The organism is Aminobacter sp. P4_D5 (assembly GCF_056401815.1).
In genome coordinates this window covers 1-3037 of the sequence record NZ_JBFUIP010000320.1, presented here as the reverse complement: position 1 = coordinate 3037, position 3037 = coordinate 1, and the positions used below count along the sequence as shown (strand labels likewise).

General features: G+C 64.0%; 2 protein-coding genes and 2 pseudogenes. 3 read left to right on the top strand and 1 reads right to left on the bottom strand.

The annotated features are described in order from the left end of the window. Both AC1DWF_RS31370 and AC1DWF_RS31365 read left to right on the top strand, forming a co-directional pair. Positions 1-1116: NAD-dependent succinate-semialdehyde dehydrogenase (locus AC1DWF_RS31370; RefSeq protein WP_476842500.1), on the top strand; the 1116-nt coding region annotated here is incomplete at its 5' end. Between the two features lie 25 nt (positions 1117-1141). Further along, complete coding sequence (locus AC1DWF_RS31365; RefSeq protein WP_476785584.1) at positions 1142-2515, top strand: aminotransferase; 1374 nt, start codon at positions 1142-1144, stop codon at positions 2513-2515. Between the two features lie 65 nt (positions 2516-2580). Here AC1DWF_RS31365 and AC1DWF_RS31360 read toward each other — a convergent pair. After that, positions 2581-2723 (bottom strand): annotated as a pseudogene (locus AC1DWF_RS31360) (IS6 family transposase); the annotation flags it as partial. 181 nt (positions 2724-2904) lie between these two features. On the opposite strand from AC1DWF_RS31360, the pseudogene AC1DWF_RS31355 reads away from it, so the two are divergent. After that, a pseudogene (locus AC1DWF_RS31355) lies at positions 2905-3037 on the top strand (IS6 family transposase); the annotation flags it as partial.

Sequence of the window (3037 nt, the reverse complement as noted above, 5' to 3'; positions counted from 1 at the left end):
GCCTCCTTCATCGAGTGGTACGCCGAGGAGGGCAAGCGGCTCAACGCCGAGAGCGTCACCAGCCATCTTGCCGGCGCCGAGATGATGGTGCGGCGCGAGGCGGTCGGGGTAGTCGGCGTGGTGACGCCGTGGAATTTCCCCTCCGCCATGCTGACCCGCAAGGCTGCCGCGGCCCTTGCCGCCGGCTGCACGGTTGTCGCGCACCCGTCCTCCGAAACACCGCTCTCGGCGCTCGCGCTGGCAGAACTCGGCGAGCGCGCCGGCATTCCCCCCGGCGTCTTCAACGTGGTCACCGGCGATGCCGCCACCATCGTCGGCGAGCTGTGCCGCGACGCCCGCGTTCGCGCGCTGAGCTTCACCGGCTCGACTGAGATCGGCCGGCTGATCGCCGCGCAATGCGCGCCGACGATGAAGCGTCTCGTCATGGAATTGGGCGGCCAAGCGCCGCTGATCGTGTTCGACGACGCCAATCTCGACCGCGCCGTCGACATCGCCATCGACGCGAAGTTCGCCACGTCTGGCCAGGATTGCCTCGCGGCCAATCGCATCTATGTGCAGCGCGGCCTCTACGAGACATTCTGCGATGCCTATTCCAAACGCATCGCCGCGCTGAAGGTCGGCCCCGGCGTTGACGAAGCCTCCGAGATCGGCCCGCTGATGCACGCGCGGGCGCTCGCCAAGGTCGAAAGCCAGGTGGCCGATGCGCTCGCCAAGGGCGCGCGCATCCGGACCGGCGGAAAACGCTCGGCGCAGGGCGCGCTGTTTTTCGAGCCGACGCTGCTCGCCGACGTTGCGGACACAGCCGAGATCATGCGCGACGAGACGTTTGGGCCGGTGGCGGCCGTCACCCCCTTCGACAGTGAGGCGGAAGTCGTCGCGCGCGCCAACGACACCGAATACGGCCTCGTCGCCTATGTCGTGACTGAGAACGGCGCGCGTCAGCTGCGCATGGGCCGTGCGCTCGACTACGGCATGGTCGCGATCAACCGCGTCAAGATCACCGGCGCCCCGATTCCCTTCGGCGGCGTCAAGCAGYCCGGCCTTGGCCGCGAAGGTTCCCGTCACGGCATCGAGGCGTTCACCGACCTCAAATATCTCTGCCTCGACGCCGCCTGATCCGATTTCACTCAAGGAGTTTCACATGCTCGATCCGTCCAACGAACGCACCGCCTGGGACCGCGATCATTTCTTCCATCCCTCGACCCACATGGGAATGCATGCGCGCGGCGAAACCCCGACCCGCGTCATGGCTGGCGGAGAAGGCGTCTACATCACCGACGTGACAGGCCGCAAAAGCCTCGACGCCTTCGCCGGCCTGTACTGTGTCAATGTCGGCTATGGCCGCCAAAAGATCGCCGATGCGATTGCCGCGCAGGCCAAGGAGCTTGCGTACTACCACGCCTATGTCGGCCACGGCACCGACGCCTCGATCCAGCTTGCCAAGATGATTATCGACCGCGCGCCGGCCGGCATGTCGAAGGTGTATTTCGGCCTCTCCGGCTCGGACGCCAACGAGACCAACATCAAGCTGATCTGGTACTACAACAACGTGCTCGGCCGCCCCGAGAAAAAGAAGATCATCTCGCGCTGGCGCGGCTATCATGGCTCGGGCGTGATGACCGGCTCTTTGACCGGCCTGCATCTGTTCCACAACGCTTTCGACCTACCGCGTGCGCCGATCCTGCACACCGAGGCACCCTATTACTTCCGCCGCGAGGACCGGTCGATGAGCGAGGAGCAGTTCTCGCAGTTCTGCGCCGACAAGCTGGAGGAAATGATCCTGGCCGAAGGGCCCGACACGGTTGCCGCCTTCATCGGCGAGCCGATCCTGGGCACCGGCGGTATCGTGCCGCCGCCCGCCGGCTACTGGCAGAGGATCCAGGCGGTGCTGAAGAAGTATGACGTGCTGCTCGTCGCCGACGAGGTCGTCACCGGCTTCGGCCGTCTCGGCACGATGTTCGGCTCGGGCCACTACGGCATCAAGCCGGACCTGATCACCATCGCCAAGGGTCTGACCTCGGCCTATGCGCCGCTGTCCGGCGTCATCGTCGCCGACGCGATGTGGCAGGTGCTGGTGCAGGGTTCGGACACGCTCGGGCCCATCGGCCATGGCTGGACCTATTCGGCCCACCCGATCTGCGCCGCTGCGGGCGTAGCCAATCTCGAGCTGATCGACGAACTCGGCCTGGTGGAGAACGCGGGTTCGACCGGCGCCTATTTCCGCGAAGAACTAGCGAAAGCCGTCGGCGGTCACGCCAATGTCGGCGACGTGCGCGGCGATGGCATGCTGGCCGCCGTCGAATTTATCGAGGACAGGGACGATCGCAAGTTCTTCGAACCATCGCAAAAGATTGGACCGCAGGTCGCGGCCGCGCTGCTGGAACGCAACGTGATTGGCCGCGCCATGCCGCAGGGCGACATTCTCGGCTTCGCGCCTCCGCTTTGCCTGACCCGCGAGGAAGCAGACATCGTCGTCGTCGCGGCAGCCGATGCGATCCGGGCGGTTCTTCGCTAAGGCATGTCGCTTTGGTTCTGTTGCAACGGCTGAATGGAGCGCAAGAGCACCCGGCACGAGGGCAATTATGCGGCAACAATTTTGAACTGCCCGGCCAGAGATGGATTCGGATTAAACGCGTATCTCGCCTATCGTCTGCGCATCATGTGGACCATTTCAATGCCGCCCAGGAGATCGCGGTTGATGTCGGTGATTTGAAGCCGAGCATCGATCAGACGCGGCTCTTGAACGCCGATGGTCCTACTCGAGCAGGTTGTTATCAGGCATGAATAGGCGCGACGCGCCAATCCGGGGTCAGAACAAGTGCTACTCAAAATCGTACGCTAAGGTTGAGCGGAGGGCTTGTCACATAAACCAAGTATCAGGACTTGCGGTATAGACGCGGAGGTATGACCACGGCCGTCAGCTACAAGCGCCATCGTTTCCCACCCCAGATTATCGCGCACGCGGTCTGGCTCTATTTCCGGTTCCCATTGAGCCTGCGCCTGGTCGAAGAATTGCTGCTGGAGCGTGGGATCGTTG